At 72.1% G+C, this 23186-nt stretch carries 17 protein-coding genes and 1 pseudogene; 5 read left to right on the top strand and 13 right to left on the bottom strand.

Features of this window, described 5'->3' with window-relative positions; translation table 11 throughout:
* Positions 1 to 238: 238 nt before the first annotated feature.
* Positions 239 to 1705, bottom strand: a complete 1467-nt coding sequence (locus tag ABZ576_RS16390) for an APC family permease (RefSeq protein WP_360740640.1) — start codon at positions 1703 to 1705, stop codon at positions 239 to 241.
* A gap of 431 nt (positions 1706 to 2136) precedes the next feature.
* Between ABZ576_RS16390 and ABZ576_RS16385 the strand changes: the two genes are divergently transcribed.
* Positions 2137 to 2958, top strand: a complete 822-nt coding sequence (locus ABZ576_RS16385) for a hypothetical protein (protein WP_360740638.1) — start codon at positions 2137 to 2139, stop codon at positions 2956 to 2958.
* A gap of 97 nt (positions 2959 to 3055) precedes the next feature.
* Here ABZ576_RS16385 and mmsA read toward each other — a convergent pair whose 3' ends face one another.
* The 5 genes from mmsA to iolC are packed head-to-tail and all read right to left on the bottom strand — an operon-like array spanning position 3056 to position 9190.
* Complete coding sequence (gene mmsA, locus ABZ576_RS16380; RefSeq protein ID WP_360740637.1) at positions 3056 to 4558, bottom strand: CoA-acylating methylmalonate-semialdehyde dehydrogenase; 1503 nt, start codon at positions 4556 to 4558, stop codon at positions 3056 to 3058.
* A 16-nt stretch (positions 4559 to 4574) separates the two neighbouring features.
* Positions 4575 to 6452 carry a 3D-(3,5/4)-trihydroxycyclohexane-1,2-dione acylhydrolase (decyclizing) gene (gene iolD, locus ABZ576_RS16375; RefSeq protein WP_360740635.1) on the bottom strand — a complete coding sequence of 626 codons (1878 nt, stop codon included), beginning with the start codon at positions 6450 to 6452 and terminating at the stop codon, positions 4575 to 4577.
* Entirely contained in the window at positions 6449 to 7288 is an 840-nt protein-coding gene (iolB, locus tag ABZ576_RS16370) for a 5-deoxy-glucuronate isomerase (protein ID WP_360740633.1), read from the bottom strand. The genes iolD and iolB overlap by 4 nt, the downstream gene beginning before the upstream one ends.
* Before the next feature lie 7 nt (positions 7289 to 7295).
* Entirely contained in the window at positions 7296 to 8243 is a 948-nt protein-coding gene (locus ABZ576_RS16365; RefSeq protein WP_360740631.1) for a deoxyribose-phosphate aldolase, read from the bottom strand.
* Positions 8240 to 9190 carry a 5-dehydro-2-deoxygluconokinase gene (iolC, locus tag ABZ576_RS16360; protein WP_360740629.1) on the bottom strand — a complete coding sequence of 317 codons (951 nt, stop codon included), beginning with the start codon at positions 9188 to 9190 and terminating at the stop codon, positions 8240 to 8242. Before iolC ends, ABZ576_RS16365 begins: the two co-directional genes overlap by 4 nt.
* Before the next feature lie 366 nt (positions 9191 to 9556).
* On the opposite strand from iolC, the gene ABZ576_RS16355 reads away from it, so the two are divergent.
* Complete coding sequence (locus ABZ576_RS16355; RefSeq protein ID WP_360740627.1) at positions 9557 to 9763, top strand: MerR family transcriptional regulator; 207 nt, start codon at positions 9557 to 9559, stop codon at positions 9761 to 9763.
* A gap of 38 nt (positions 9764 to 9801) precedes the next feature.
* Here ABZ576_RS16355 and ABZ576_RS16350 read toward each other — a convergent pair whose 3' ends face one another.
* Both ABZ576_RS16350 and ABZ576_RS16345 read right to left on the bottom strand, forming a co-directional pair.
* Entirely contained in the window at positions 9802 to 10845 is a 1044-nt protein-coding gene (locus ABZ576_RS16350; protein ID WP_360740625.1) for a zinc-dependent alcohol dehydrogenase family protein, read from the bottom strand.
* A 30-nt stretch (positions 10846 to 10875) separates the two neighbouring features.
* Positions 10876 to 11295, bottom strand: a pseudogene (locus ABZ576_RS16345) (MMPL family transporter); the annotation flags it as partial.
* 309 nt (positions 11296 to 11604) lie between these two features.
* On the opposite strand from ABZ576_RS16345, the gene ABZ576_RS16340 reads away from it, so the two are divergent.
* Entirely contained in the window at positions 11605 to 11844 is a 240-nt protein-coding gene (locus tag ABZ576_RS16340; protein WP_360740623.1) for a heavy-metal-associated domain-containing protein, read from the top strand.
* Between the two features lie 84 nt (positions 11845 to 11928).
* Entirely contained in the window at positions 11929 to 14181 is a 2253-nt protein-coding gene (locus tag ABZ576_RS16335) for a heavy metal translocating P-type ATPase (RefSeq protein ID WP_360740621.1), read from the top strand.
* A 629-nt stretch (positions 14182 to 14810) separates the two neighbouring features.
* Here ABZ576_RS16335 and ABZ576_RS16330 read toward each other — a convergent pair.
* On the bottom strand, positions 14811 to 16100 hold the full coding sequence (locus tag ABZ576_RS16330; protein ID WP_360740619.1) for a citrate synthase: 1290 nt from the start codon (positions 16098 to 16100) through the stop codon (positions 14811 to 14813).
* A 178-nt stretch (positions 16101 to 16278) separates the two neighbouring features.
* Positions 16279 to 18555: an ATP-dependent RecD-like DNA helicase gene (locus ABZ576_RS16325; RefSeq protein WP_360740617.1), complete on the bottom strand. Its 2277-nt coding sequence runs from the start codon at positions 18553 to 18555 to the stop codon at positions 16279 to 16281.
* A gap of 253 nt (positions 18556 to 18808) precedes the next feature.
* On the opposite strand from ABZ576_RS16325, the gene ABZ576_RS16320 reads away from it, so the two are divergent.
* Positions 18809 to 19711: a ribokinase gene (locus ABZ576_RS16320; RefSeq protein WP_360740662.1), complete on the top strand. Its 903-nt coding sequence runs from the start codon at positions 18809 to 18811 to the stop codon at positions 19709 to 19711.
* Positions 19712 to 19993: 282 nt separating this feature from the next.
* Here ABZ576_RS16320 and ABZ576_RS16315 read toward each other — a convergent pair whose 3' ends face one another.
* Genes ABZ576_RS16315 through ABZ576_RS16305 form a run of 3 tightly spaced genes read right to left on the bottom strand, consistent with a single transcriptional unit; the run spans position 19994 to position 23126 of the window.
* Positions 19994 to 20794 (bottom strand): sugar phosphate isomerase/epimerase family protein, encoded by an 801-nt coding sequence (locus ABZ576_RS16315; protein WP_360740660.1) that lies wholly within the window; start codon positions 20792 to 20794, stop codon positions 19994 to 19996.
* A 32-nt stretch (positions 20795 to 20826) separates the two neighbouring features.
* Entirely contained in the window at positions 20827 to 21978 is a 1152-nt protein-coding gene (locus ABZ576_RS16310) for a dihydrodipicolinate synthase family protein (protein WP_360740615.1), read from the bottom strand.
* Entirely contained in the window at positions 21975 to 23126 is a 1152-nt protein-coding gene (locus ABZ576_RS16305) for a Gfo/Idh/MocA family oxidoreductase (protein ID WP_360740613.1), read from the bottom strand. Before ABZ576_RS16305 ends, ABZ576_RS16310 begins: the two co-directional genes overlap by 4 nt.
* Between the last annotated feature and the right edge of the window lie 60 nt (positions 23127 to 23186).

The raw sequence follows: 23186 nt of genomic DNA, 5'->3' as shown, positions 1-23186 counted from the left end.
GGCGCGCCCCCCGGGGGCCCCGCCGTGGGGTGGTGCGGGGGGGGTGGGCGTCACGGGGTGGGGGCCCCCCCGCGGCGCCCCCGGGGCCCGGGGGCGCCGGCGGCCCGGGGATCCGCGGGACGGTCCGGACCGGCGGGGCACCGGTCACGCCGCCGCCCCCGGCACCCCACCTGGCAGTGGGTGACGGGGGCGGCGGCCTGCGGGCCGGGGGTGACGGGGGGTCCACCCCGGCCGCGGATCAGGGCCGGGCCTCGCCGGCGGCCGGGGCGTCCGCGGCGGGCGCCGCCTGCGCCGGGATGACCGGCGTGCCCTCCGCGACCCGCGCGTCCTCCGGGATCGACACCAGCCAGCGGGTGTCCTGCCGCGGGCGCAGGTACAGGGCCCAGTAGAGGGTGGCGACGGCGGTGATGCCGCCGGTCCACAGCAGGTAGGCGGTCTCCTGCTGGGTCAGGATGTACGCCAGGACGGCGATGAGCACGACCGGCACCACGGGCCACAGCGGCATCCGCCAGGCCGGCGTGTGCCCGTGGGAGCCGCGGCGGGCGAGCAGCGCGGCGACCGCGACCAGCAGGTACATGCCGGTCACCGAGACGCCGGTGACGCCGTAGAGGGTGTCCAGGTTGACGAAGCAGAGCACCGCGCCGGGGACGCCGACCGCGAGGGTGGCCACCCAGGGGGAGCCGAACCGGCCGAGCTTGCCGAAGAGGGTGTTGACCGGGCCGGGCCAGGCCTTGTCGCGGGCCGAGGCGAACAGGACGCGGGAGTTCTGGATGACCATGACGATGCCCGCGTTGATGATCGCCAGGGCCACGCAGAGGCTGACGAAGGTGCCGACCGCGGAGTTGGACCAGGCGGTGACCATGGAGCTGATGTCGCCGCCGGTCAGCTCGGTGAGGTCGCCGGCGCCCAGGGTGATGGCGGTGACCGGCACCAGGATGACCACGGTGGAGATGGCGAGGGTGGCGAGGACCGTGCGGGCGACGTTGCGGCGCGGGTTCTCCAGCTCCTCGGAGAGGTAGACGGCGGTCGAGAAGCCCTGGGTGACGAAGAGCGCGATGGCGAGCCCGGAGACGATCAGCATGGCGGTCACGGTGTCCGCGTGGCCGTCGGTGCCGGCCACCTCCAGGGAGACCAGGCTGCCCACCCCGCGCTGGCTGTGCGTGAAGCCCAGCAGGGCGACGACTCCGGCGGCGATGACCTCCAGGACCAGGAAGACACCGGTGATCCAGGCGTTGGCGCGCAGGTCGAGCAGGCCGGCGAGGGTGGCGAGCAGCATCACGCCGGCGCCGGTCATGGAGGGGTCGAGGTGGACGATCGGGGCCAGGTAGTCGGCGGTGCCCATCGCGATCACCGGCGGGACGATCATCACGACCAGCAGGGACAGCACGAAGACCAGCCAGCCCGCCAGCCGTCCGGCCATCGTCGAGACCATGGCGTACTCGCCGCCGGCGCTGGGGATGAGGGTGCCCAGCTCGGAGTAGCAGAACGCCACGGCGATACAGAGGAGGGAGCCGATGGCGATCGTCAGGGCGGTGGCGGTGCCGAGGGAGCCGAACAGATCGGGGACGACCACGAAGAGCGTGGAGGCGGGCGTGACGCAGGACAGCGTCAGCAGAGTGCCGCCGACGACACCGATGGAACGCTTCAGCCCCGGTACGGCGGCTGTCGGGGTCTCTACCACGGACTTTTGGAGCGTGTCGGTCATGCGGCGGTTCCGATCGTGAGCGGCTGAGGGTGAGGGTCGGGAGCGCTATCGCCTCCGGCGGATCGTCATACGTTCATCTCGTCCGCTCCCGGCGCTGCATAGAGAACCCCGACGAAAACCGCCACGTCAATGGCCGTTTACCTTCGGAATCCGTACTTCCGCTTCGCCGTACGGAGCATCACTTTCCCAGGCTGTGACGCTCTATAGGTGCATCCATCAAGCTCATCCTGGATGTGACCTTGCTTTCAAAGGCGACAGCTGAGCAACCCCTTCACCACCCGTTTCGTCCGCCCGAAACGAGAACCGCAGCAGACGTTGCAAAAAAATGTCAGCCGTCCGGTATCCGGACGCCCCGACCGGTCGCGGTCATGTCAGCGCCACCGGCTAGAGTGCGCCCGCACAGCAGGCACACAGCTCTTGGGGTGGGGAACATGACGAAGCGGCACACGGCCGCCTGGGTGGGGTTCACCGCGGCGGCGCTGGTGGCGGCCTCCGGGTGCGGCACGGAGAGCGCGAAGACCGCCGTGAAGGCGGTCGACAAGGCGAACACGGCGATGGCGGCGCTGGCCCGGGCGACGGACCGGACCGAGGCGCTCGGCTCCGCCGAGGTGCACATGACGACGGACACCGGCACCAGCGGTCCGATCGCCATGGACGGCACCTATTCCTGGGGCGACGGCTACGCCTTCGACGTCGAGATGGACACCGAGGCCGCGAAGATGCAGGCCGTGAACCACTCCCCCACCACACGGGTCCTCTTCGTCGACGGTGCCTACTACTACGACGTGGACACCTTCCGCTCCGGCCCGTACGAGGGCAAGGACTGGATCAAGGTCGACGGCGCCGCCGTGTTCGGCAAGAAGGGCGCCCGGGCCGTCTCCGGGGACAACGGCAGCCCCTCCGCCTCCATGAGGGGCCTGAAGTACGCCGACAACGTCGAGAACCTCGGCGCGCAGACCGTGAACGGACAGCGCACCACGCACTACCGCGCCGTGATCGACCAGGACCACATGGGCCGGTTCAAGGACGTCTACGGCGAGGACAGCCCCATGGGCACGGCGACCGGGGTGAAGTCGATCATCATGGACGTGTGGGTCGGCTCCGACGACCTGCCGGTCCGGCTGAAGCAGAAGCTGGGCGTCATGACCATCAGCATGGACTTCGAGAAGTTCGGCGAGTCGGTCGACGTCAAGGCCCCGCCGGCCGGACGCGTCGCCGACCTCTCCGGGATGTACAAGGAGCGGCAGGGCTGACGGACACCGGTGCCCCGCCCTCCGGCGCGGAGGGCGGGGCACCGTGCCGTCCGGCGCGGTGCCGGATCGGCGGTGGCTCAGCGGTGGCTGACTCGCCTCAGTGGTTGCGCGGGAAGCCCAGGTCCACCCCGGCCGGCGCGTCGGCCGGGTCGGGCCAGCGGGTGGTGACGACCTTGCCGCGGGTGTAGAAGTGCGTGCCGTCGTTGCCGTAGATGTGGTGGTCGCCGAAGAGCGAGTCCTTCCAGCCGCCGAAGGAGTGGTAGCCCACCGGCACCGGGATCGGCACGTTCACGCCGACCATGCCGGCCTCGATCTCCAGCTGGAAGCGGCGCGCGGCCCCGCCGTCCCGGGTGAAGATCGCGGTGCCGTTGCCGAACGGCGAGGCGTTGATGAGCGCCACGCCCTCCTCGTAGGTGTCGACGCGCAGCACGCACAGCACCGGGCCGAAGATCTCGTCCTGGTACGCCTTGGCGGTCGTCGGCACCTTGTCCAGCAGCGAGATGCCGATCCAGTGGCCGTCCTCGTAGCCCTCCACGGTGTAACCCGTGCCGTCGAGCACGACCTCGGCGCCCTCGGCGGCGGCGCCCTCCACGTACGACGCCACCTTGTCGCGGTGGGCGGCGGTGATCAGCGGGCCCATCTCGGAGGCCGGGTCGTCGCCCGGACCGATCTTGATCTTCTCGGCACGCTCGCGGATCTTCTCCACCAGCGTGTCGCCGACGGCGCCCACGGCCACGACCGCGGAGATGGCCATGCAGCGCTCGCCCGCGGAGCCGTAGGCCGCGCTCACCGCCGCGTCGGCCGCCGCGTCCAGGTCCGCGTCGGGCAGGACCAGCATGTGGTTCTTGGCACCGCCGAGGGCCTGGACGCGCTTGCCGTGGGCGGAGGCGGTGGTGTGGATGTGGCGGGCGATCGGGGTCGAGCCGACGAAGGAGACGGCCTTGACGTCCGGGTGCTCCAGCAGCCGGTCGACGGCGACCTTGTCACCGTGGACGACGTTGAAGACGCCGTCGGGCAGCCCGGCCTCGGCGAGCAGCTCGGCGATGCGGACCGACGCCGACGGGTCCTTCTCGCTCGGCTTCAGCACGAAGGTGTTGCCGCACGCGATGGCGATCGGGAACATCCACATCGGGACCATCGCCGGGAAGTTGAACGGCGTGATGCCCGCGACGACACCGAGCGGCTGGCGGATCGCGGCCACGTCGACCCGGCTGGCGACCTGCGTGGACAGCTCGCCCTTCAGCTGGACGCTGATCCCGCACGCGAGGTCGACGATCTCCATGCCGCGCGCGACCTCGCCGAGGGCGTCCGAGTGCACCTTGCCGTGCTCGGCGGTGATCAGCTCGGCGATCTCGTCGCGGCGGGCGTCCAGCAGCGCGCGGAACTTGAACAGGATCGACGTCCGCTGGGCCAGCGAGGACTGGCCCCAGGTCGCGAAGGCGTCCTTGGCCGCGGCCACCGCCGCGTCCACCTCCTCGACCGACGCGAACGCGACCTTCGTGGTGACCGCGCCCGTCGCCGGGTCCGTGACCGGCCCGTACGTGCCCGACGCGCCTTCGACGGTCTTGCCGCCGATCCAGTGGTTGACGATCTTCGTCATGCCCAGAGACTCCTTCTCACAGATGGCGGCGTCGGGTCGAGACGTGCCGTTCGTACAGCTCACGTGCCTTGACCGCCGACGGTCGGGTCGCGGTCTCGGCCACAGGAACATCCCACCAGGCCTGCGCCGGAGGCGCGCCCGACACAGTGTCGGACGTTTCGGTCTCCACGTAGACACATGTGGGAGTGTCGGCGGCCCGGGCCTCCGCGAGCGCGGCGCGCAGCTCCCCGACGGTCGTCGCCCGCAGCACCCGCATGCCGAGGCTGGCCGCGTTGGCGGCGAGGTCGACGGGCAGCGGGGCGCCGGTGAAGGTGCCGTCCTCGGCGGGGTAGCGGTAGGCGGTGCCGAACCGCTCGCCGCCGACGGACTCCGACAGGCCGCCGATCGAGGCGTACCCGTGGTTCTGCACCAGCAGGATCTTGATCGCGATGCCCTCCTGCACGGCGGTCACGATCTCCGTCGGCATCATCAGGTACGTGCCGTCGCCGACCAGCGCCCACACGTTCCGCTCCGGCGCGGCGAGCTTCACGCCGAGGGCGGCCGGGATCTCGTAGCCCATGCAGGAGTAGCCGTACTCCAGGTGGTACTGGTCGCGGGACCGCGCCCGCCACAGCTTGTGCAGGTCGCCGGGGAGGGAGCCGGCCGCGTTGACGATGATGTCCGACGCGTCCACCAGCGCGTCCAGGGCACCGATGACCTGCGGCTGGGTCGGCCGTGCGGTGGGCTCCCCGGCCTCGAAGCAGGCGTCGACGCGCCACTCCCAGCGCTCCTTGCCCTCGGTGTACGCGCCGGCGTAGGAGTCGTCGACGGTGTGCCCGTGCACGACCAGGGCCTCGGTCAGCTCGCCGAGTCCGCTGCGGGCGTCGGCGATCAGCGGGAGCCCGGCCAGCTTGTGGCCGTCGAAGGGCGCGATGTTGAGGTTGAGGAAGCGGACGGCCGGGTTCTCGAACAGGGTGCCGGAGGCGGTGGTGAAGTCGGTGTACCGGGTGCCGACGCCGATGACCAGGTCCGCGGTGCGGGCCAGCTCGTCGGCGGTCCCGGTGCCGGTGTGGCCGATCCCGCCGACGTCCTGCGGGTGGTCGTGGCGCAGGGAGCCCTTGCCGGCCTGCGTGGAGGCGACCGGGATGCGGGTCGCCGAGGCGAACTCCGCGAGCGCCTCCTCCGCGCGGCTGTGGTGGACTCCGCCGCCCGCGATCACGAGGGGCCTGCGGGCGGCCCGGATCGCCGTCACGGCCTCGGCCAGCTCGGTCGGGTCGGCGCCGGGCCGGCGCACGGTCCACACCCGCTCGGCGAAGAACTCCTCCGGCCAGTCGTACGCCTCCGCCTGCACGTCCTGCGGCAGGGCGAGCGTGACCGCGCCGGTCTCCACGGGGTCGGTGAGCACCCGCACGGCCTGCAGCGCGCTCGGGATCAGCTGTTCGGGGCGGATGACGCGGTCGAAGTACTTCGACACCGGGCGCAGGGTGTCGTTGACCGACACATCGCCCGCGTACGGCACCTCCAGCTGCTGGAGGACCGGGTCGGCCGGGCGGGTGGCGAAGACGTCGCCGGGCAGCAGCAGCACCGGCAGGTGGTTGACGGTCGCGAGGGCGGCGCCGGTGACGAGGTTGGTGGCGCCGGGGCCGATCGACGTCGTCACCGCGTGCGTGGACAGGCGGTTGGACTGGCGGGCGTAGCCGACGGCCGCGTGCACCATGGACTGCTCGTTGCGTCCCTGGTGGTACGGCATGGTGTCCGCGTACTCGACCAGCGCCTGGCCGATCCCGGCGACGTTGCCGTGGCCGAAGATGCCCCAGGTGGCACCGATCAGCCGCTGCCGCTCGCCGTCCCGCTCGGTGTACTGGACGGTGAGGAAGCGGACGAGCGCCTGGGCGACGGTCAGCCGGATCGTCATCGGTACCCCCCTGTGGTCTCGGTGTGGTCCGGGTGGAAGCAGATGCGCCACTCCCGGGTCCCGCCCGGGCCCGCCATGACGTTCAGGTAGTACATGTCGTGCCCGGGCTGGGCGATGGACGGGCCGTGCCAGCCGTCGGGGACGAGGACGGCGTCGCCGGAGCGGACCTCGGCGAGGACGTCGGCCCCGCCCGCGCGGGAGGGGAACACCCGCTGGTAGCCGAGCCCCTTCGGGCCGTCGATCTCGAAGTAGTAGATCTCCTCCAGCACGGACTCCTCGCCCGGCCGGTGCTCGTCGTGCTTGTGCGGCGGGTACGAGGACCAGTTGCCGCCGGGGGTGACCACCTCCACCGCGATCAGCCTGTCGCAGTCGAAGGAGTCGGCGGAGGCGAAGTTGCGCACGCGGCGGGCGCAGGTGCCGCTGCCGCGCTCCTCGACGGGGACCTCCGGCGCGGGGCCGTAGCGGGCGGGGAGTCGTCGCTCGCACTTCGCTCCTGCCAGGGCGAAGCGGCCTCCCGCGCCGGAGGCGATCGTGACCCGGGCGTCCCGGGGCGCGTACACGAAGTCGGAGACTCCGCTGAACACGCTGGCCCGGCCCAGGAGTTGGAACTCGTCCTTCTCTGTCGGCCCGGACTCAATTTGTACGGTACATCCGCCTTCCAGCGGAAGCACGATCCACTCACCGTCCCCGGTGGTGAACGTATGGTCGCCACCGGGCGCCAACTCGACCACCCGCAGGCTGCTGTGTGTCCAGCCGGCCAACTCGGGGCCGATGTCGACGGCGTAGTGGGCGTTGGCGGTGGCGCCCCGGGGCAGGTGCAGGTCGGTGCTGGTCATGCGGCCCTCACAGCAGTCCTACGGCGGTGTCCACGGCGGCGGCCACGTCGCCGTCCGCCGGGTACAGCAGCGAGCGGCCGACCACCAGGCCGCGCACGGTGGGCAGTTGGAGTGCGCCGCGCCACTTCTCGTAGGCGGCCACCTGGCCCTCGGGGGAGTCGCCGATGTCCCCGCCGAGCAGCACGGCGGGCAGCGTGGAGGTCTCCATGACCCGGGCCATGTCGTCGGGGTTCTCGGTGACCGGCACCTTCAGCCAGGTGTAGGCGGAGGAGCCGCCGAGGCCGGAGGCGATGGCGATGGACCGGGTGACCGCCTCGGCGGACAGGTCGTTGCGCACCGTGCCGTCGGCGGTGCGGCGGCTGATGAACGGTTCGACGAAGACTGGCAGCCGGCGCGCGGCCATGGCGTCGATGGCGCGGGCGGTGGACTCCAGCGTGGTCAGCGAGCCGGGGTCGGCGTAGTCGACGCGCAGCAGGAGCTTGCCCGCGTCGAAGCCCAGGCGTTCGATGTCTTCGGGGCGGTGGCCGGTGAACCGGTCGTCGAGTTCGAAGCTCGCGCCCTGCAGTCCGCCGCGGTTCATCGAGCCCATGACCACCTTGTGGTCCAGGGCGCCGAGCAGGAGCAGGTCGTCCAGGATGTCGGCGGTGGCGAGGACGCCGTCGACGCCGGGCCGGGACAGCGCGAGGCAGAGGCGTTCGAGCAGGTCGGCGCGGTTGGCCATGGCGAGCTTGCGGTCGCCGACGCCGAGGGCGCCGCGGGCCGGGTGGTCGGCGGCGACGATCATCAGCCGCCCGTTCTCGTTGAGCAGCGGCCTGCGGGCCCGGCGGACGGCGGCCTCGGCGATCGCCTCGGGGTGGTGGGTGCGGACCCGGACCAGTTCGGCGACGTCGACGCGGGGCCGGCGGACGCCGTCGCCGCCGTGCCGGTGGGTCCCGGTGACCCGGCCGGCCCTCACCGCACCGCTCCGGCGTCGAGTGCGGAGGCGACCTCGTCGGCGGTCGGCATGGCGGAGGAGCATTCCAGACGGGAGGCGACGATGGCGCCGGCCGCGTTGGCGTGCCGCATGACCGTCTCCAGGTCCCACCCGGCGAGCAGGCCGTGGCAGAGGGAGCCGCCGAAGGCGTCGCCGGCACCGAGTCCGTTGAGGACGGTGACGGGCAGGGGCGGCACCTGAGCCGTCTCGCCCTTCCGGTCGACGGCGAGCACCCCCTTGGGTCCCTGCTTGACGACGGCCAGTTCCACCCCGGCGTCCAGCAGGGCGCGGGCGGCGGCGTGCGGCTCGCGCAGCCCGGTGGCGACCTCCACCTCGTCCAGGTTGCCGACGGCGACGGTGGTGTGGCGCAGGGCCTCGGCGTAGAAGGGGCGGGCGGCGTCCGGGTCGGACCAGAACATGGGGCGCCAGTCGAGGTCGAAGACCGTCGTGCCCGCCCCGGCCCGGTGGGCGAGGGCCGCGAGGGTCGCCGTACGGCTCGGCTCCTCGCTCAGTCCGGTGCCGGTGACCCAGAAGATCCGGGCCTCGCGGATGGCGTCCAGGTCCAGTTCGTGGGCGTCGATCTCCAGGTCGGGGGCCTTGGGCCGGCGGTAGAAGTAGAGCGGGAAGTCGTCCGGCGGGAAGACCTCGCAGAAGGTGATCGGGGTCGGCAGTCCGGGGACGGGGGTCACCCAGCGGTCGTCGACGCCGAAGCCGCGCAGCGCCTCGTGCAGGTAGGCGCCGAACGGGTCGTCACCGGTGCGGGTGATCACGGCCGTGTGCCGGCCGAGCCGGGCCGCGGCGACCGCGACGTTGGCCGCGGACCCGCCGAGGAACTTGCCGAAGGACGACACCTGGGCGAGCGGGACACCGGTCTGGAGCGGGTAGAGGTCCACTCCGATCCGCCCCATGGTGATGAGGTCGTGGGCCATCGGCTTCCCTTCGTCATGGCTCTCCCCGGCTTTCTAGTCCGGTACTCCGAGCGCTGTCAATGTTTTGTCCGGACATTCGGACCAGTTCTCTCCGCAGAAGGGGCGGGGCGGCACCCCACGCGGCAGCCGTGTCACAAATACCCCCTTCTTGTCTCAGATGTTGCGTGTACGCGGCTCATCGGTCACACCCGGTCAACAGGGGCCGACCGTTGGTCACTCTGCGTCGCCCAGTGGGCACAGGCTTGGTGACGTCAGCGACGTCGGCAACGTCGGCAACGTCGGCGACACAGCGACGTCAGCGCAGTGCCCGGTCCCCCCGGCGGCCGTTCCGGTCGCCGCCGAGGTGCGCGCAGGGAGGTGCGGCTCATGAGCGATCGGCGGCTGTGGTCCTACAAGGAGATCGCGGCACACATCCGGGTGCAGCCCGACACCGTGCGGTCCTACCGCAAGCACGGGCTGCTGCCCCCGCCCGATCACGTGGAGGGCGGCAAGCCCTACTGGTACGCCGACACCGTCCGCGCCTGGGTCGCCTCCCGCCCCGGCAACCGCGGCCGCAGAGACGGCTGGTCCTGACCGGGGCGGGGCGGCCGGAGGGCCGGCGGTGGCGGGCGTCAGCCGCGGGGTTCGATGACCGTGACGCCCGCGCCCGGCGCCGTGTCCATCGCCGCGAGCGCCGCCGGAGCCTCGTCCAGGGTGATCGTGCGGGTCACCAGCAGGTCGGGGCGCAGGACGCCGGCGCCGACCAGGTCGAGCATGGCGGGGTAGGCGTGGGCGGCCATGCCGTGGCTGCCGAGGAGCTCCAGCTCCAGGGCGATCGCGCGGGCCAGCGGCACCGGCGTGGTGCCGTCGGCGGAGGGCAGCAGGCCGACCTGGACGTGCCGGCCCCGGCGGCGCAGACAGTCGACGGAGGCCGCGCAGGTGGCGGGCGAGCCGAGGGCGTCGAGCGAGAGGTGGGCGCCGCCGCCGGTCAGTTCGCGGACGGCGGCGGCCGGGTCGGACACGCCGGTGGCGTCCAGGCACGCGGCGGCGCCGAAGGTCCGTGCCAGCTCCAGGGCGCGCGGTGACACGTCGACGGCGACCACCCGGGCCCCCGCGGCCGCCGCGATCATCACGGCCGACAGGCCGACCCCGCCGCAGCCGTGCACCGCCACCCACTCCCCGGCCGCCACCCGGCCCTGCTGCACCACCGCGCGGAAGGCGGTGGCGAACCGGCAGCCGAGGGCGGCGGCGGTGGCGTACGGCATGTCGTCCGGGAGGGCGACGAGGTTGACGTCGGCGTGGTCGAGCGCCACGAACTCGGCGAAGGAACCCCAGTGGTGGAAGCCGGGCTGGGTCTGCCGTTCGCACACCTGCTGGTCACCCGCGGCGCAGGACGCGCAGTGGCCGCAGGCGCAGACGAACGGCACGGTGACCCGGTCGCCGGGCCGCCACCCGGTGACCCGGGCGCCCACCTCCTCCACCACACCGGCGAGTTCGTGACCGGGGACGTGCGGCAGGGAGATGTCGGGGTCGTGGCCCATCCAGCCGTGCCAGTCGCTCCGGCACAGGCCGGTCGCCTCGACCCGGACGACCACTCCGTGGGGGGCCGGGCGGGGGTCGGGGACTTCACGTACCTCGGCGGGTTCGCCGTACCGCTCGAAGACCATGGCTCGCATGCGCGCTCCTTCCGGAAACCTGCGCGCAGGCTAGACGCTCCGGGAGCCGCCGGGGTGAGCGGCCAGTGCCGGTTCCTCGTGGCCGGCCGTGCCGTCGCCCGCCTGCTCCCGGGGCGTACCCTGCTCGCCCTCGCTCGTCCCGAACCGCTGGCGGAAGCGCCGCAGCGGGGCCGGGGCCCACCAGGTGGCGCGCCCGGTGAGGCGCATGACGGCCGGGACCAGGAGGCTGCGGACCACCATCGCGTCCATCAGCACCGCGAGGGCGATGCCGAGGCCCAGCATCCTGGTGTTGGTCACCCGGGAGGTGCCGATGGCGACCATCACCACCGCGGGGATGACCGCCGCCGCGGTGATCAGCCCGCCGGTGCGCCGGAGCCCGTGGCGCACGGCCCTGTCGTGGTCGCCCGTGCGGTCGTACTCCTCCTTGACGCGGGAGAGCAGGAACACGCCGTCCCACACCCGACCCGGACCGCCGCCACCCCGGCCGCACCTGACCGCAACCGCCACCACCCCGGCCGCACCCCGGCCGCACCTGACCGGAACCGCCGCCACCCCGGCCGCGCCCGACCGGGACCGCCGCCACCCCGCCCGTGGCCCACTCCCCGGCGCGCCGCCGCATGGACGGCCCGGATGTGGTGAACCGTGCACCGAACACGGGGGCAGCACGTTGGTGAAATACCCCCTAGGGGTATAGTCTTCGAACGTGGGGTTCCTCCGCGGGCCCCTTCCGCCCCACACGCCTCGACGAGGAGTAACGACATGACCGCCCAGACCGACACCCCGGGCTCCGTCACCACCGTCTACCAGGTGACGGGCATGAGCTGCGGCCACTGCGAGGGCTCCGTGTCCGGTGAGATCTCCCGGATCGCCGGCGTCAGCTCGGTGAAGGCCGTCGCGTCGACCGGCGAGGTGACCGTCGTCTCCGAGAACCCGCTGGACGACGAGGCCGTGCGCGCCGCCGTCGACGAGGCCGGCTTCGAGCTGGCCGGCAAGGCCTGAGAAAGCTCCCCCTTTCCCCGCCGGGCCGTGCCGACCAGCTGATACTGGATCCGTACGGCCCGGTCCGATGTCTGGAGTCCGGACATGACCAGCACCACCGCAGAAACAGGTACCGCGATAGCGGAGAACGCCGAGGTCGAGCTGCTCATCGGCGGGATGACCTGTGCCTCCTGCGCCGCCCGGGTGGAGAAGAAGCTCAACCGGATGGAAGGCGTGAGCGCCACCGTCAACTTCGCCACCGAGAAGGCCAGGGTCAGCTACGCCGACGGCGTCCGGGTCGCCGACCTGATCGCCACCGTGGAGCGGACCGGCTACACCGCCGAGGAACCCGCGCCGCCGGAGCCCGCGCCCGGGACGGCACCGGAAACCGCCGAGGCGGATACCGAACTCGGCGCCCTGCGCCACCGCCTGCTCGTCTCCGCGCTGCTCGCCGCCCCCGTGGTCCTGCTCGCGATGATCCCCGCCCTCCAGTTCGACAACTGGCAGTGGCTCTCGCTCACCCTCGCCGCGCCCGTCGTCGTCTGGGGCGGCGCCCCCTTCCACCGGGCCGCCTGGACCAACCTCCGGCACGGCGCCGCCACCATGGACACCCTGGTCTCGGTCGGCACGCTGGCCGCCTTCGGCTGGTCGCTGTGGGCACTGTTCTTCGGGGACGCCGGCATGGCCGGCATGCACGACGAGTTCCGCTTCACCGTCTCCCGCATGGACGGCGCGTCCACCATCTACCTGGAGGTCGCCGCCGGCGTCGTCGCGCTGATCCTGCTCGGCCGCTACCTGGAGGCCCGCTCCAAGCGGCGCGCCGGGGCCGCCCTGAAGGCGCTCATGGAGCTGGGCGCCAAGGACGTGGCGGTGCTGCGGGACGGCCGCGAGGTGCGGGTGCCGGTGGCGGACCTGGCCGTCGGCGACCGGTTCGTCGTACGGCCCGGCGAGAAGATCGCCACCGACGGCACGGTCGTGGAGGGCGTCTCCGCGGTGGACGCGTCCATGCTGACCGGCGAGTCGGTGCCGGTGGACGTCGGTCCGGGCGACCGGGTCACCGGGGCCACGGTCAACGCGGGCGGCCGGCTGGTCGTGGCGGCCACCCGGGTGGGCGCGGACACCCAGCTCGCCCGGATGGCGAAGCTGGTGGAGGACGCGCAGAACGGCAAGGCCGAGGTGCAGCGGCTCGCCGACCGGATCTCCGCCGTCTTCGTCCCCGTCGTCATCCTCATCGCGCTCGGCACCTTCGGCGTGTGGCTGGGCGTGACCGGTGACACGGCCGCCGCCTTCACGGCCACCGTCGCCGTCCTGATCATCGCCTGCCCCTGCGCGCTCGGCCTCGCCACCCCGACCGCGCTGATGGTGGGCACCGGGCGCGGCGCCCAGCTCGGCATCCTGATCAAGGGCCCCGAGGTGCTGGAGTCCACCCGGCGCGTCGACACGGTCGTCCTGGACAAGACCGGCACGGTCACCACCGGCCGGATGACCCTCCAGGAGGTGTACGCCGCCGACGGCGAGGACGAGAAGGAGCTGCTGCGGCTCGCCGGAGCCCTGGAGCACGCGTCGGAGCACCCGGTGGCCCGTGCCATCGCCGTCGGCGCCGAGGAGCGCGCCGGAGCCCTGCCGGCGGTCGAGCACTTCGAGAACGTGCCCGGCCGGGGCGCGCGCGGACGCGTGGACGGCCGCGAGGTGGCCGTGGGGCGCCTGTACGACGAGCTCCCGCAGGAGTTGGCCCGCGCCGCGCGGGAGGCCGAGCAGCAGGGCCGTACGGCCGTCGTGGCCGGCTGGGACGGGCGGCCCCGCGGGGTCCTCGCCGTCGCCGACGCGGTCAAGGAGACGAGCGCCGAGGCGGTCCGCGGTCTGCGGGCGCTGGGGCTGACGCCGGTACTGCTCACCGGGGACAACCGGACGGTGGCCGAGGCGGTCGCGAAGAGCGTCGGCATCGACGCCGGGCACGTGTACGCCGAGGTGCTGCCCGAGGACAAGGTGGACGTCGTACGGCGGCTCCAGCGCGAGGGGCGGTCCGTGGCGATGGTGGGCGACGGGGTGAACGACGCCGCCGCGCTCGCCACCGCCGACCTGGGTCTGGCCATGGGCACCGGCACCGACGCGGCGATCGAGGCCGGCGATCTGACACTGGTGCGCGGGGACCTGCGGGTGGCCGCGGACGCGATCCGGCTGGCCCGGCGCACCCTGGCCACCATCAAGGGAAACCTCGTGTGGGCCTTCGGCTACAACGTCGCCGCGCTGCCGCTGGCCGCGGCCGGTCTGCTCAACCCGATGATCGCGGGCGCGGCGATGGCCTTCTCCTCGGTGTTCGTGGTGACCAACAGCCTGCGGCTGCGCGCCTTCCGGTGAGCCGGACCTGATCGCCCGGACCGATACGGGAGTCCCCCTGGAGTCCGGCGCGAGCCTCACATAAGCTCTTCACAAGGCTCGCGCATCTTCCTTACGCTTGAGCCCCGATTGCTGTATCGGGGCTCTTGCGCACCTAAGGGACATATGCAAGAGACGCAGATCACAGTGATGCGAACGTAACCATCGAAGGGCTTCGACGGTCTAAGTTGGCGATGTCAGACCAGCGTCTTGGGGGGCGCTGACTGACCTCTGGGGATGTCTTGGGGGACTTCTCCAGATGGGGGTACCTCCCGGCTCGCATTCAGGTGAGAGCCTGGGAGAGCGTTGCCGGGGCACGTACACCGGGAAGCTTTGAGCGGCCCTCCCAGCGTGCGCTGTCCCGGCAGATCGCACCGCATCACTGGAGTACGGCGAGTTCGCGCTCGTCATGCTCGGACAGCGATTCAGGCGCTGTCTTCTCCGAGCGCCCGGCCGGATCCCGTGGGGGGAATCCGCACCGGGACATGGGAAGGCGCCCTGGTCGTCGGCCCGTGGGGGGACCGGCGGCTCAGGGCGCCTTCTGCTTCTCCAGCCGTGCTGTCACCGGTTCAGGGCCCGTCCGGACGGACAGGCCCTCGCGTCCGGTGGGCTCAGCGCTCCTCGACCGGGACGAAGTCGCGCTCGACCACACCCGTGTAGATCTGGCGCGGGCGGCCGATACGGGACCCCGGCTCCTTGATCATCTCGGTCCACTGGGCGATCCAGCCCGGCAGCCGGCCGAGGGCGAACAGGACCGTGAACATCTCGGTCGGGAAGCCCATGGCCCGGTAGATCAGACCGGTGTAGAAGTCGACGTTCGGGTAGAGCTTGCGCTCGACGAAGTAGTCGTCGGACAGCGCGTGCTCCTCCAGCTTCAGGGCGATGTCGAGGAGCTCGTCCTCCTTGCCCAGCGCGGAGAGGACGTCGTGCGCGGCGGCCTTGATGATCTTGGCGCGCGGGTCGAAGTTCTTGTAGACCCGGTGGCCGAAGCCCATCAGGCGGACGCCGTCCTCCTTGTTCTTCACCTTGCGGATGAAGGTGTCGACGTCGGAGCCGGAGTCGCGGATGCCCTCGAGCATCTCCAGGACGGACTGGTTGGCGCCGCCGTGCAGCGGGCCCCACAGGGCGCTGATGCCGGCCGAGATCGACGCGAACATGTTCGCCTGCGAGGAGCCGACCAGGCGGACCGTGGAGGTCGAACAGTTCTGCTCGTGGTCGGCGTGCAGGATCAGCAGCTTGTCCAGGGCGGCCACGACGACCGGGTCCAGCTCGAACTCCTGGGCCGGCACCGAGAAGGTCATGCGCAGGAAGTTCTCGACGTAACCGAGGTCGTTGCGCGGGTAGACGAACGGGTGGCCGATCGACTTCTTGTACGCGTACGCCGCGATCGTCGGGAGCTTGGCGAGCAGCCGGATCGTGGAGAGGTTGCGCTGCGTCTCGTCGAACGGGTTGTGGCTGTCCTGGTAGAAGGTGGACAGCGCCGACACGACCGAGGACAGCATGGCCATCGGGTGGGCGTCGCGCGGGAAGCCCCTGTAGAAGTTCTTGACGTCCTCGTGCAGCAGGGTGTGCCGCGTGATGTCGTTCTTGAACGTGGAGAGCTCGTCGACGGTCGGCAGCTCGCCGTTGATCAGCAGGTACGCCACCTCGAGGAAGGTGGAGCGCTCGGCCAGCTGCTCGATGGGGTAGCCGCGGTAGCGGAGGATGCCCGCCTCGCCGTCGAGGTAGGTGATCGCGGATTTATAGGCGGCCGTGTTGCCGTAACCGCTGTCCAGAGTCACCAGACCGGTCTGGGCGCGGAGCTTCCCGATGTCGAAGCCCTTGTCGCCGACAGTGCTGTCGACCACCGGGTAGGTGTACTCGCCGTCGCCGTACCGCAGTACTACAGAGTTGTCGCTCACGTCTTCCCTCACCGACGTAGTGCCTCATCTTCGAGGTGCCCTGACTGTCTCTACCATCCCCCATTTGGCTCAGGAGAGTGCACTCGGGGTCGACCATTGGGCCTATTGGCGGCACTCAGTGCCGCCAACCTGCTCATCCTGCCCCCTCGGAGGGGCATCTGGAAGGGCTCTGTGACCTTCATGACTCATTTGATCGATCATTTTTCGCGCCGAGGCGGTAGTCGAGGGCCGTACAGCGCCGTCCGGCCGACACCGTGCGCACCGCCTGGCCGATCGCCCTGCGCGAACCGACCAGGACGACCAGTTGCCGGGCCCGGGTGACCGCCGTGTACAGCAGGTTCCGCTGGAGCATCATCCACGCCCCGGTGGTGACCGGAATCACCACGGCGGGATATTCGCTTCCCTGGGAGCGGTGGATGGTCACCGCGTAGGCGTGAGCCAGTTCGTCCAGCTCGTCGAACTCGTACGGAACCTCCTCGTCCTCGTCCGTCAGGACCGTCAGGCGCTGCTCGACCGGGTCCAGTGAGGTGACGACGCCCACGGTGCCGTTGAAGACACCATTGTTCCCTTTCTCGTAATTGTTACGAATCTGGGTGACCTTGTCGCCGACGCGGAAGACCCGGCCGCCGAACCGCTTCTCCGGCACGTCCGGCCGCCCGGGCGTGATGGCCTGCTGGAGCAGCCCGTTGAGCGCGCCCGCGCCGGCCGGGCCCCGGTGCATGGGCGCGAGGACCTGTACGTCCCGGCGCGGATCCAGTCCGAACTTGGCCGGAATGCGCCGCGCGGCCACGTCGACGGTGAGCCGGCCCGCGGCCTCCGTGTCGTCCTCGACGAAGAGGAAGAAGTCCTTCAGCCCGTCGGTCAGCGGGTGCCGCCCGGCGTTGATGCGGTGCGCGTTGGTGACCACGCCGGACTGCTGGGCCTGCCGGAAGACCTGGGTGAGCCGGACGGCCGGGACGGGGCTCCCGTCGGCGAGCAGGTCCCGGAGGACCTCGCCGGCCCCGACGCTCGGCAACTGGTCCACGTCACCGACGAACAGCAGGTGCGCCCCCGGGGGTACGGCCTTGACGAGCTTGTTGGCGAGCAGCAGGTCCAGCATGGACGCCTCGTCCACGACCACCAGGTCGGCGTCCAGCGGCCGGTCCCGGTCGTAGGCGGCGTCCCCGCCCGGCTTCAGCTCCAGCAGCCGGTGCACGGTGGACGCCTCCGCGCCGGTCAGCTCCGCCAGCCGCTTGGCCGCCCGGCCGGTCGGGGCGGCCAGCAGCACCTTGGCGCGCCGGGCCCGGGCCAGTTCCACGATCGAGCGCACGGTGAACGACTTCCCGCACCCCGGCCCGCCGGTGAGGACGGCGACCTTCTCCGTGAGCGCGAGCCTGACCGCGGCCTCCTGCTCGGGCGCCAGGTCGGCTCCGGTACGGGACTTCAGCCAGCCGAGCGCCTTGCCCCAGTCCACGTCCCGGAACCCCGGCATCCGGTCCTGGTCGGTCCGCAGCAGCCGCAGCAGCTGGGCGGAGAGCGAGAGTTCGGCGCGGTGGAAGGGGACCAGGTACACGGCGCTGACGGTCTCCTCGCCGCCGTCGGGGCCGGGCACCTTCTCCCGTACGACCCCCGGATCGGCTCCCTCCTCCGGGGCCCGGCCCAGTTCGGCGAGGCACTCGATGACGAGCCCGGTGTCGACCTGGAGCAGCTTGACGGCGTCGGCGATCAGCCGCTCCTCGGGCAGGAAGCAGTGCCCCTGGTCGGCGGACTGGGACAGCGCGTACTGGAGGCCGGCCTTCACGCGCTCCGGGCTGTCGTGGGGGATGCCGACGGACCGGGCGATCTTGTCGGCGGTGAGGAACCCGATGCCCCAGACGTCGGCGGCGAGCCGGTAGGGCTGCTCCTTCACGACCGCGATCGACGCGTCGCCGTACTTCTTGTAGATCCGCACGGCGATCGACGTCGACACCTCGACGGTCTGCAGGAAGAGCATGACCTCCTTGATCGCCTTCTGCTCCTCCCAGGCCTCGGCGATCTTCCTGGTGCGCTTCGGACCCAGCCCCGGCACCTCGATCAGGCGCTTGGGCTCCTCCTCGATGATCGTGAGGGTGTCGATCCCGAAGTGCTGGGTGATGCGGTCGGCGAAGACCGGCCCGATGCCCTTGACCAGGCCGGATCCCAGGTAACGCCGGATGCCCTGGACGGTGGCGGGCAGCACGGTCGTGTAGTTCTCGACGTGGAACTGCTTGCCGTACTGCGGGTGGGAACCCCAGCGGCCCTCCATGCGCAGGGACTCCCCCACCTGGGCACCGAGCAGCGCACCGACGACCGTGAGGAGGTCCCCGGCGCCTCGTCCGGTGTCGACCCGGGCGACCGTGTAGCCGTTCTCCTCGTTGGCGTACGTGATCCGCTCCAGCACGCCTTCGAGTACGGCGAGCCGCCGTTCACCGGTGGTGTTGTCCGCCTGGTCAGCCATGATCCGACGGTACCGGTGCGGTGTGACAACGAGCACGGGCGAGGTGGGCGGGCCCGGCTCGTCGATCACGTCTCACGAAAGGGCAGCCGATGGGCGGCTCGCCGCGTGGCAGACGTGGAGGGACGTGGGCCGCGGAAGCCAGGCGTACTAGCCTCCTCCTCACTCGTGGACAGAGCGCCGGGAGACCACGCGTGGCGGAGGCGTGCGGGGCCCGCGTCGCCGACCGGCCCGATCTCGTGAAATGAGTCAACTGATGTACGACTACGACCTGCTGGTCGTGGGATCGGCCAACGCCGATCTGGTGATCGGCGTCGAGCGGCGGCCGGCCGCCGGCGAGACGGTGCTCGGTGGTGACCTGGCGGTGCACCCGGGCGGCAAGGGTGCCAACCAGGCGGTCGCCGCCGCCCGGCTGGACGCGCGTACGGCCCTGCTGGCGCGCGTCGGCGACGACGGTCACGGCCGGCTGCTGCTCGACTCCCTGCGCACGGCCGGGGTCGACACGGCGGGCGTGCTGGTGGGCGGCGCCCCGACGGGAGTCGCGCTCATCACCGTCGACCCCGGGGGCGACAACAGCATCGTGGTGTCGCCGGGCGCCAACTCCCGGCTGACGCCCGCGGACGTCCGGGCGGCCGCGCGCCTGCTGCACGCCTCCCGGGTGGTGTCGGCGCAGCTGGAGATCCCGCTGGAGACGGTCGTGGAGGTGGTCCGGAACCTGGCGCCGGGCAGCCGCTTCGTGCTGAACCCGTCGCCGCCGCGGGAGCTGCCCGCCGAGGTGCTGGCGGCCTGTGACCCCCTGATCGTGAACGAGCACGAGGCGCGGGTGCTCCTCGGCGGTGCCCGCACGAGCGGGGAACCCGCCGACTGGGCGCGGCTGCTGCTGGCCGCCGGCCCGCGCTCGGTGGTGGTGACGCTGGGCGCGCGGGGGGCGCTGGTGTGCGACGGCTCGGGGACGGCCCGGGTGCCGTCGGTGAAGGTGGACGCGGTGGACACCACCGGCGCCGGTGACGCGTTCACCGCCGCGCTGGCCTGGCGGCTGGGCGCGGGCGCCACGCTCGCCGAGGCGGCGGCCTACGCGGCCCGGGTGGGCGCGGCGGCCGTGACGAAACGGGGTGCGCAGGAGTCGTACCCGACGGCCGGGGAGGTCGGCGCCCTGTGAGGGAGGCGGGGATCCGCCACGACGGCGACGGTGTTCCTCGGCGTCGACTGCTGCGGTGACGTCTTCTCCGTCAGGAAGCCCGGCCGCCCGTCAGGAAGCCGGGCCGGCGGCGGGCGGTACGTTCGAGGGGGCGCCTGCGGACCGAAGAGTCCGGAGACGCCCCCTCGGCTTTCCCCTCCTGCCGGAACCCCGAACCCCCCCCGGGTCCCCCGTGGTTCCGACGACAGATACGACACGGCGGGCGCGGAAAGGGTTGCACCGGCGGACGACTTTTCTGCGCGCTCAGCGGATCACGTGTGCCACGAACCGCTCCGCCGTCTCCGCCAGCACCTCCCGGCCGGGCCGGGCCCACAGGCTCTCGTTGAAGAGCTCCACCTCGATCGGGCCCCGGTAGCCGGCCGCCTCCACGTACCCCTTCCACTCGCGCAGGTCGACCGAGCCGTCGCCGAGCTGGCCGCGGCCGTTGAGGACGCCCTCGGGGAGCGGGGTGGTCCAGTCGGCGAGCTGGAAGGTGTGGATGCGGCCGGCCGCCCCCGCGCGGGCGATCTGGGCGGGCGCCTGGTCGTCCCACCAGACGTGGTACGTGTCCACGGCCACCCCGACCTGGTGCGCGGGGAAGCCTTCGGCGAGGTCCAGGGCCTGGGCGAGGGTGGAGACCACGCAGCGGTCGGACGCGTACATGGGGTGCAGGGGCTCGATGGCGAGGCGTACCCCGTGGTCCTCGGCGTAGGGGGCCAGGGCGGCCAGGGCGTCGGCGACGCGCTCCCGGGCCGCGCCCAGGTCCCTGCTGCCGGGCGGCAGGCCGCCCGAGACCAGGACCAGGGTGTCCGTGCCGAGCGCGGCCGCCTCGTCGATCGCGCGCCGGTTGTCGGCGAGGGCCGCCGCGCGCTCGTCCGGGCCGAGCGCCGTGAAGAAGCCGCCGCGGCACAGGGTGGTCACCGTCAGGCCCGCGTCCCGGACCAGCTTGGCGGTGGCCTCCACGCCGTACTCCTGGACGGGCTCGCGCCACAGGCCCACGTGCGTGATGCCCAGCTCGCCGCAGGCGTCGGCCAGCTCGGGCATCGACAGCTGCTTCACCGTCATCTGGTTGACGGAGAAGCGTTCGAGTCCGGTGCTCACTGGGCCACTCCGTACAGGGCGAGCAGGTTCTTCATCCGCTCCTCCGCCAGCTTCGGGTCCGGGAAGAGGCCCAGTGCGTCGGCGAGTTCGTAGGCGCGGGCGAAGTGCGGCAGGGAACGGGCCGACTGGAGGCCGCCGACCATCGTGAAGTGCGACTGGTGGCCGGCCAGCCAGGCCAGGAACACCACACCCGTCTTGTAGAAGCGGGTCGGCGCCTGGAAGAGGTGGCGGGACAGCTCGACCGTCGGGTCGAGGAGTGCGCGGAAGCCGGCGACGTCCCCGGTGTCGAGCACCCGTACCGCCTCGGCCGCCAGCGGCCCCAGCGGGTCGAAGATGCCGAGCAGGGCGTGGCTGAAGCCCTGGTCGTCACCCGCGATCAGCTCGGGGTAGTGGAAGTCGTCGCCGGTGTAGCAGCGCACGCCCCGCGGCAGCCGCCGCCGCAGGTCGACCTCCCGCCCGGCGTCCAGCAGGGAGATCTTGACGCCGTCGACCTTGTCGGGGTGCGCGGCGACGACCTCCAGGAAGGTGTCGGTGGCCGCGTCCAGGCCGGACGAGCCCCAGTAGCCCTCCAGGGCCGGGTCGAACATCGGGCCCAGCCAGTGCAGGACCACCGGTTCGGCGGCCTGGCGCAGGAGGTGGCCGTACAGCTCCAGGTAGTCCTCGGGACCGGTGGCGGTGGCCGCCAGGGCGCGGGAGGCCATCAGGATCGCCTGGGCGCCCGCCTCCTCCACGACCGCGAGCTGTTCCTCGTAGGCGGCGCGGACGTCGGCGAGCGTGCCGGCGGCGAGCTGGTCGGTGCCGACCCCGCAGGCGATGCGGCCGCCGACGGCCTTCGCCTCCGCCGCGCTGCGCCGGATCAGCTCGGCCGCACCCGCCCAGTCCAGGCCCATGCCGCGCTGTGCGGTGTCCATCGCCTCGGCGACGCCGAGGCCGTGGGACCACAGGTGGCGGCGGAAGGCGAGGGTGGCGTCCCAGTCCACGGCGGCGGGCGAGTCGGGGGACACGTCCGCGTACGGGTCGGCGACGACGTGCGCCGCCGAGAAGACCGTGCGGGAGGCGAGGGGCGTGCCGGGGGCCGGGGAGAGCGGTTCGGTGCGCGGCTCGTAGGTGCGCAGCGTGCCGTCCGGCGCGGGGAGCTGGATGGTCACAGGGAGATCTCCGGTACGTCGATGCGGCGGCCCTCGGCGGAGGAGCGCAGGCCCAGTTCGGCGAGCTGCACGCCGCGGGCGCCGGCGAGCAGGTCCCAGTGGTACGGGGCGTCGGCGTGGACGTGCCTGAGGAACAGCTCCCACTGGGCCTTGAAGCCGTTGTCGAACTCGGCGTTGTCGGGCACCTCCTGCCACTGGTCGCGGAAGACCTCGGTGGCCGGGATGTCCGGGTTCCACACCGGCTTGGGGGTGGCGCTGCGGTGCTGGACACGGCAGCTGCGCAGACCGGCCACGGCCGAGCCCTCGGTGCCGTCGACCTGGAACTCGACCAGTTCGTCGCGGTGGACGCGCACGGCCCAGGAGGAGTTGATCTGGGCGATCACGCCGCCCTCCAGCTCGAAGAGGCCGTAGGCGGCGTCGTCGGCGGTGGCGTCGTAGGGCTTGCCGTTCTCGTCCCAGCGCTGCGGGATGTGGGTGGTGGCGAGGGCCTGGACGGACCTGACGCGGCCGAACAGCTCGTGCAGCACGTACTCCCAGTGCGGGAACATGTCGACGACGATGCCGCCGCCGTCCTCGGAACGGTAGTTCCAGGAGGGGCGCTGGGCGGGCTGCCAGTCGCCCTCGAAGACCCAGTAGCCGAACTCGCCGCGGACGGAGAGGATCCGGCCGAAGAAGCCGCCGTCGACGAGCCGCTTCAGCTTCAGCAGGCCCGGCAGGAAGAGTTTGTCCTGGACGACGCCGTGCTTGACGCCCTTCGCCCGGGCCAGCCGGGCGAGTGCGAGGGCGCCGTCGAGACCGGTGGCGGTGGGCTTCTCGGTGTAGACGTGCTTGCCGGCCGCGATCGCCTTCCTGATCGCCTCCTCGCGGGCGGAGGTGACCTGGGAGTCGAAGTAGATGTCGACGGTGGGGTCGGCGAGGACGGCGTCCAGGTCGGTGGAGACGTGTTCGAGGCCGTGCCGCTCGGCGATCTCCCGCAGGGCGTGCTCGCGGCGGCCCAGCAGGACCGGCTCGGGCCAGAGCACGGTGCCGTCGCCGAGGTCGAGGCCGCCCTGCTCGCGCAGGGCGAGGATCGACCGGACGAGGTGCTGGCGGTAGCCCATGCGCCCGGTCACGCCGTTCATGGCGATACGCACCGTCTTGCGTGTCACGTCAGTCCCCTTCGTCGGGCGCCGCGCGCCCCCATTCAGCAACAGCGCCGGCAGTACGGC

This window comes from Streptomyces sp. NPDC013455, assembly GCF_040632975.1.
Taxonomy (GTDB): Bacteria; Actinomycetota; Actinomycetes; order Streptomycetales; family Streptomycetaceae; genus Streptomyces.
Note: the sequence above shows the minus strand (reverse complement) of the source record. Positions and strands in the feature narration are given on the sequence as shown.

Excerpts from the sequence above, each read along its gene's own strand:
- ABZ576_RS16390 (WP_360740640.1), bottom strand. The coding sequence starts at position 1,705 with ATGACCGACACGCTCCAAAAGTCCGTGGTAGAGACCCCGACAGCCGCC.
- ABZ576_RS16385 (WP_360740638.1), top strand. The coding sequence starts at position 2,137 with ATGACGAAGCGGCACACGGCCGCCTGGGTGGGGTTCACCGCGGCGGCG.
- mmsA (WP_360740637.1), bottom strand. The coding sequence starts at position 4,558 with ATGACGAAGATCGTCAACCACTGGATCGGCGGCAAGACCGTCGAAGGC.
- iolD (WP_360740635.1), bottom strand. The coding sequence starts at position 6,452 with ATGACGATCCGGCTGACCGTCGCCCAGGCGCTCGTCCGCTTCCTCACC.
- iolB (WP_360740633.1), bottom strand. The coding sequence starts at position 7,288 with ATGACCAGCACCGACCTGCACCTGCCCCGGGGCGCCACCGCCAACGCC.
- iolC (WP_360740629.1), bottom strand. The coding sequence starts at position 9,190 with ATGGCCCACGACCTCATCACCATGGGGCGGATCGGAGTGGACCTCTAC.
- ABZ576_RS16355 (WP_360740627.1), top strand. The coding sequence starts at position 9,557 with ATGAGCGATCGGCGGCTGTGGTCCTACAAGGAGATCGCGGCACACATC.
- ABZ576_RS16350 (WP_360740625.1), bottom strand. The coding sequence starts at position 10,845 with ATGCGAGCCATGGTCTTCGAGCGGTACGGCGAACCCGCCGAGGTACGT.
- ABZ576_RS16340 (WP_360740623.1), top strand. The coding sequence starts at position 11,605 with ATGACCGCCCAGACCGACACCCCGGGCTCCGTCACCACCGTCTACCAG.
- ABZ576_RS16335 (WP_360740621.1), top strand. The coding sequence starts at position 11,929 with ATGACCAGCACCACCGCAGAAACAGGTACCGCGATAGCGGAGAACGCC.
- ABZ576_RS16325 (WP_360740617.1), bottom strand. The coding sequence starts at position 18,555 with ATGGCTGACCAGGCGGACAACACCACCGGTGAACGGCGGCTCGCCGTA.
- ABZ576_RS16320 (WP_360740662.1), top strand. The coding sequence starts at position 18,809 with ATGTACGACTACGACCTGCTGGTCGTGGGATCGGCCAACGCCGATCTG.
- ABZ576_RS16315 (WP_360740660.1), bottom strand. The coding sequence starts at position 20,794 with ATGACGGTGAAGCAGCTGTCGATGCCCGAGCTGGCCGACGCCTGCGGC.